The organism is Rubneribacter badeniensis (assembly GCF_002899695.1).
GTDB classification, from domain to species: Bacteria; Actinomycetota; Coriobacteriia; order Coriobacteriales; family Eggerthellaceae; genus Rubneribacter; species Rubneribacter badeniensis.
Window position 1 is genome coordinate 1 of record NZ_PPEL01000129.1, and the last position, 5,784, is coordinate 5,784.

General features: G+C 62.8%; 3 protein-coding genes. 1 reads left to right on the plus strand and 2 read right to left on the minus strand.

What is annotated here, in order from left to right; all coding sequences use genetic code 11:
* Positions 1 to 694 precede the first annotated feature (694 nt).
* The gene (gene arcA, locus C2L80_RS12920; protein ID WP_103263338.1) at positions 695 to 1,912 is read right to left on the minus strand and encodes an arginine deiminase; all 1,218 of its coding nucleotides are present in this window, start codon (positions 1,910 to 1,912) and stop codon (positions 695 to 697) included.
* A 372-nt stretch (positions 1,913 to 2,284) separates the two neighbouring features.
* On the opposite strand from arcA, the gene C2L80_RS12925 reads away from it, so the two are divergent.
* The gene (locus C2L80_RS12925; RefSeq protein WP_103263339.1) at positions 2,285 to 3,241 is read left to right on the plus strand and encodes a helix-turn-helix transcriptional regulator; all 957 of its coding nucleotides are present in this window, start codon (positions 2,285 to 2,287) and stop codon (positions 3,239 to 3,241) included.
* Between the two features lie 254 nt (positions 3,242 to 3,495).
* Here C2L80_RS12925 and C2L80_RS12930 read toward each other — a convergent pair whose 3' ends face one another.
* Positions 3,496 to 5,229, minus strand: coding sequence for an FAD-dependent oxidoreductase (locus C2L80_RS12930; RefSeq protein WP_087198783.1), 1,734 nt, complete (start codon positions 5,227 to 5,229; stop codon positions 3,496 to 3,498).
* Positions 5,230 to 5,784 lie beyond the last annotated feature (555 nt).

Consider the following 5,784-nt stretch of genomic DNA (forward strand, 5'->3'; position numbering starts at 1 on the left):
GCTCGGCCGCCTCGGTCAGGCTGAACCCCGCCGCGACGGCCTCCACGGCGAGCTCCCTGGTCTCCAACGGGTACATGCGGACTCCAATCCGGACACCGGAGTGTCCAACTTTTTGTCCGCACCCCCGATTTGTTGGTTTTTACGTCGAAAAGGCTCGATCTGCTGTTGAACCAGGATTAGCACGAGCTTGCGCTCGCCAGATCTCGAGTTCGGACTCCCTTTGGTCCGGCGCCTCGGAAGGATCTCGCCCAACGGATGGAGCCTTCCGAGGCGCCGGACCAGAGCCGTGCGCGGCGATCCGGCCCGGCCTACGTCAGCAGCGGTTTAACAGGGACGGATCCGATTTTGTGGAAAAAGGGGCTTTTCGAAGGCTCGGTCAAAGGAATCGCTCTCCATTGGCGTATGGCGGCGTGATGGTGGGGTATTGGCGTGATGGCAAGTACGTGGCAGAGGGCGTGCGGTTTGCGAAGGAGCGCGAACGGTTAGGCTCTTGCGTTCGAGATCGCGAGGGGGCGCGAAGGAGCGCGGACAAACGAGGGCCCGCGGGTTTCGGCTGTTGCGGGTAGACAACAGGACGAAATCACGCGGGCCCGTGTATTGCCACCGCCTCGCCCGGATCCGGCTCTCGTTCGCCAAAACTAACCGGATCCGGACGCGCGGGTGCAAACATCAGGAATAAGAGGCGAGGCTGTTTTTAGTCCTCGCGCTCGATGGGCATGCTCATGCAGCGCGGACCGCCACGGCCACGGGAGAGCTCGGCCGAGGGGACGATGATGAGGTCGAGGCCCTTGTCGCGCAGCACCTTGTTCGTGACGTCGTTGCGCTCGTACACCACGATCTTGCCGGGAGCGATGCACAGCGTGTTCGAGCCGTCGTTCCACTGCTCGCGCTCGGCTGCGATGCGGTCGCCGCCGCCGCAGGGGATGAGCTCCACCGGGCGACCGACGTACTTCTCAAGGATGCTCTCCAGCGTGTCGTTCATCTCGCGCACCTTGATGCCTGAGCCCTCGGGCGTGATCTCGAACACCGTGAGCGGCCCCATGATGCCGGGGTGGATGGTGAACTTGTCCACGTCGATCTGCGTGAACACCGTGTCGAGGTGCATGAATGCGCGGGAGTTCGGGATGTTGAACGCCAGGATGGTGTCGATGGGGCTGGTGGGATCGTTGAAGATGTTGTGGGCGATCTCGTCGATGGCGTCGGGCTCGGTGCGCTGCGAGATGCCGATGGCCAGCACGTGCTCGTTGATGTTGAGGATGTCGCCGCCCTCGATGTGGAACGCGCTGTAGCGGCTGTAGTACTGCGGAGTGCCCTTGAGCAGGGGGTGATGCGCGAAGATGTACTCGCCGTAGATCGTCTCGCGGTTGCGAGTCTCGGAGTACATGCGGTTGATGGACACGCCGTTGCCGATCATCGCGAACGGGTCGCGGGTGAAGTAGAGGTTCGGCATGGGCTTGACGACCATCTTCGACGACTCGGACACGAGGTCGACGAGCGAGTTCGACTTGTCCGTGTGCAACTCGGCCAGGTTGATGCCCTCCATCGTCTTCAGGACGAAGTCCTTCGCATCGGGGTAGTTCTGCTGCATATAGTCGAAGATGATCTTCTGGTAGCGCTCGGTGCGGATGCCCGCCTCCTCGATCCACTGCTTGAGGAACTTCTCGCGCAGCTCGGGGTTGCCTTCAAGCACCTCGGCCATGAGGTCTTCCAGGTAGAACACCTCCACGCCGTTGTCGCGAAGGGCCTGGGCGAAGGCGTCGTGCTCCTCCTGGGCCACCTTCAGAAACGGGATGTCGTCGAACAGAAGCTCCTCGAGCGTGTTCGGCGTCAGGTTCAGAAGCTCTTTGCCCGGGCGATGAAGGAGAACCTTCTTCAAGGGCTTGATCTCGCTCTTGACGTTCACTCCTGACATATGCGACCTCCTTTGTTGGTTGTCTCGCTTACGGTGCGATAGCGCCTTTCTTCGCCAAGTACACTCCGGTTGGGCGGTCGCTTTGAGGCGATTGCCCGCCGTCGCGTCGTCGTGGTTCCACCATGCGCTCTTCGAATTGTGAAGAAAAGATGTAAGCGGGGTTTACCGGTGGATGCATTGTGGGTGTAGCGGGTGCGAAAAGCCGCTACACCCTCGCTAAACTGCAGATGGGAGACTGTAGACACGGTGTCGGAGCGATGGGGGCCGAGTAGGACGGCTTGCTTGGGAACGTCGGGGCCGCGCGATGCGAACATGCGCTATGATGATGCGGGTCATCGACGTTGCGCAGAGACGATTGCGAGGTGTTCGATTGTGGGGTTCGCGCTCTTCCACTACACGTTGTTCGTGATGCTGGGTTCCGTCCTCGCTTCGGCCACGTGTCTTTCGTCGTATCTGGTGTCGCGCAAGCGGCTTATGCTGTTCTCGTTCTTCGGATTTCTGTTCTACTTCTTCGATGTGGCTTGGGTGTTCCAAGGCGACTTCTTCACGGAGGACACCGTGGGGCTGGGGGGGGGGTACGCCCTCGTTGTGTCGCTCGCTCTTATAGTGAGCGGCGGCGGTTTCCTCACGTCGTTTTGGTTGCTTCTGTGCGAGTACTTGGGTGAGGCGCGCCGTGCGCTCAAGGTGACGCCCGCTGTCGTGTTCGTGGTGGGCAGCCTCGCGTGCCTGCTTTTTGTGCCCGAGGGTGACGAGCGGTCGTTTTGGTTCTTCTTCATGCGCGAGGCCTATTTGTTCTGGATGCTTTTGTTCGCCGGCGTGTGGTACGCCATGACGAGAAACGACGACGAGCGGAGCCGCCTTCGACGTCATCGCATTCTGTATGTGGCGCTGTGGGTTCTGGGATCATGCGTGGTGCTGGAAGACGTGCTGGTGTTCTTGGCGCCTGAGCCGATTCTCATCGGGCCGCGCGTCTATGCTCCGGAGCGCAACTTCTCGGAGAACGTGCTGATGCTGGGATGCGCGTTTCTGGCGTGCCGCGACGCGGTGCGCTCGCTCTCGCTGCGCTTCGAGCGGCCTCCCATGCGCGGAGGCGGGCGTCAGGAGGAGCTTATCGATGCGAATCTGCTAGCGTACGGACGGCGTCACCAGCTGTCGGAACGCGAGTGCGAGGTGTTGCGTTACGTGCTGCTGGGGAAGGACAATCAGAACATCGCCTCGTCCATGCACCTGGCGCTGAGCACGGTGAAGGTGCATGTGCACAACATCCTGCAGAAGACGGGCCAGTCCGACCGCCAAGCGCTCTCTCGCGACTTCTGGAAGACGGCGTAGAGGGGCGTGGCAGGGGGACGGGGATAATGTCACATTCCCGCATGCTTTCAACACCCGCATGCTTTCAACAGCCGAGAGATATCAGGGAATGTGACATTATCCCCGTCCCCCTGCCACGCCCCTGTCACGCCCCTTGCAACGCCCGGAAGACCAAAGAAAGCCCCCGCTGGGGAAGCGGGGGCTTGTTGAAGGTCGGGGCGGCTGTTAAGGGGAGGGAGGGCAGCCGCCCCGCGAATGTGCTTGCTCGCGCTGCTTTACACGCTGGCGGCGGCGTTCATGCCGGCCAGACGCCCGAAGCTCAGCGCGGTGGCCAGGCTGATGCCGGCCACGACCACGGGGTAGTCCACCTGGAGGCGGCGGCCCATCGTGTTGCCAGCCACGTACAGGCCGGGGATCGGGTCGTTCGTGCCGTCCTTCGTCACCTGCAGGTCGTGGTTGCACTCGAGGCCGCCGAACATGACCAGCATGCCCGCATTGCCGAACTTGCATGCGTAGTACGGCGGGTTCTCGACGGGGAACATGCGCTTGGACATCTTGCCGAAGTCCTCGTCGTAGCCGTTGTGGCACAGTTCGTTGTAGCGCTCGATCTCGGCCTTCATCGTCTCGTAGGGCAGACCCGTCTGCTCGGCCAGCTCTTCAAGCGTGTCGCACTTGACGTCGACGGCCTCGTCCACCATGGCCTGCGTGGTGTAGCCCAGACCGAAGCCCGACAGCACCGTCTCGTAGTTCGCAGCCTCTTCCTCGGGAATGAAGTAGGTGGTGTAGCCATGGCCGTCGGGCATGTGGATGATCTGCTCGGGCCACTTGCTGTCGAAGATCTGCCACGCCTTCACGCCCGCTGCGGCAAGCTCGGGATCTTTGGCGACGGGCTGGCGCGTGTGCTCGTCGGCGATGTTCTGGCCGGGCACGTCCTCGTTCATGAAGCGCTTGCCCTCCATGTTCAGCTGCAGGTAGCTGTCCACACCCAGAGCGCCGCCCATGTGGTGCGTCATCGGCGCGTGCGGGCCCAGCTCCATCCAGCCGCCGGCCCAGATGCCCATGAGCTGGCCCTGGCCGTCGTCGTAGCCGCCCTGGAACTCCTCGGTCCACGGTGCGTAGTAGTGGCGCATCTCCGGGTTCGCACCGTAGTCGCCGGTGCAGAGGATGGTGGCCTTGGCGTTGATCTTGATGTAGCCGTCGGACGTTTTGGCGTAGGCACCCGCCACGGCCTCGCCGTCCTTGAAGAGCTGCTCGCCTTCAGCGCCGTAGATGATCTCGGCTCCGGCGGCCTTGGCGGCGTCGCATGCGGCCTGGCAGCACCACTGCATGTTCGGGTTCGCCGTGATGGTGCCGTGGAAGTAGGGGTACAGTTCTTCCTTGTAGTTGTACGTTTCCAGCTTGGGGAAGCACTTCGGGCGGATGAAGTTCGGCTTGTCCGTCTCACGGTTGGCGGCGGTGGACTTGAGCACCTCGTAGTCGGAACCTTCGATGAACCAGTCGAAGTCCTCGCCGGAGTGATCGTACCAGTAGCTCATCATCCACGTGTCGCAGCGACCGCCAGTCTCTTTGACGTACTCGTTCATGATGTCTTCCTTCGGCGCCCACTCGATGCCGAGGTCCTTCTGGATCTGCGAGCCCACCACGCCGAAGTCGCCGGCCATGGAGATGACGGTGTAGCCGTCCTCGGGCTGTTTCTCGAGCACGATGACCTTCTTGCCAGCCTCGGCGGCCGCCTTGGCGGCGGCGGTGCCGGCAAGGCCCAGGCCGATGACGAGGACTTCGCAGTCCTTCTCCTCCTTGACATCGGTGGGAACTGGCGGAGGCGTCAGGAAATCGGGGGTGTACTCGGTGGGCGCGACGCCGGAGGCCGCTCCGTCAGCGCTGTCGCTGCCGCTGCTCGCGGTGCCGCTTTGCTGCGGCGCGCAACCTGCGAGGCCGGCCACGCCCGCCGCAGCGGCTGCCGTGGCACCGAGGCCCAGGAACGCGCGACGGCTCAATCCCTTGTTCATGTGAATGCTCCTTCCCTTGTGTGTAGCAGAGGTGTTCCCTCTCCTGCTGTCGTCGCGGCGTTTCGATGGGGCTCGCAGGGGGGGCGTCATGCCGCGGCGCGCACTCTGTTTTGCGCGCCTCCTGCGGCTTTCGCGTTGATTGCGTTGGCTGTGCTTGCGCTCGCTGCGCTGACGCGTTGTCGTCTCCCTCGCGCTGCGGCCTTCGGCTCGCTGCGACACCTCGCACCTTACGCCTCTCCAGGCGATGGGCACCACACCCGCCTGCGGGTAGTATTGAGCGTTTTGGCCGATGAGGGCCTACCTGAACCGGGTAGTTGCCGGTGGATGAGGCGTGCATGGGCGCGACGGGGCGTGACAGGGGGACGGGGATAATGTCACATTCCCGTATGCTTTCAACAGCTGAAAGATATCGGGGAATGTGACATTATCCCCGTCCCCCTGTCACGCTGTCACGTGGGGAAGAGCAGTGTGGGTAGCGAGAGCGCGTGCTGGTGAAGATGCGTGTCGGCGAGGGCGAATGTGTGGGGTGCGGCGTGCGGGGCCGATAGGGGCGGG

Coding starts and splice junctions, on each gene's coding strand:
- arcA (WP_103263338.1), bottom strand. CDS start 1,912: ATGTCAGGAGTGAACGTCAAGAGCGAGATCAAGCCCTTGAAGAAGGTT.
- C2L80_RS12930 (WP_087198783.1), bottom strand. CDS start 5,229: ATGAACAAGGGATTGAGCCGTCGCGCGTTCCTGGGCCTCGGTGCCACG.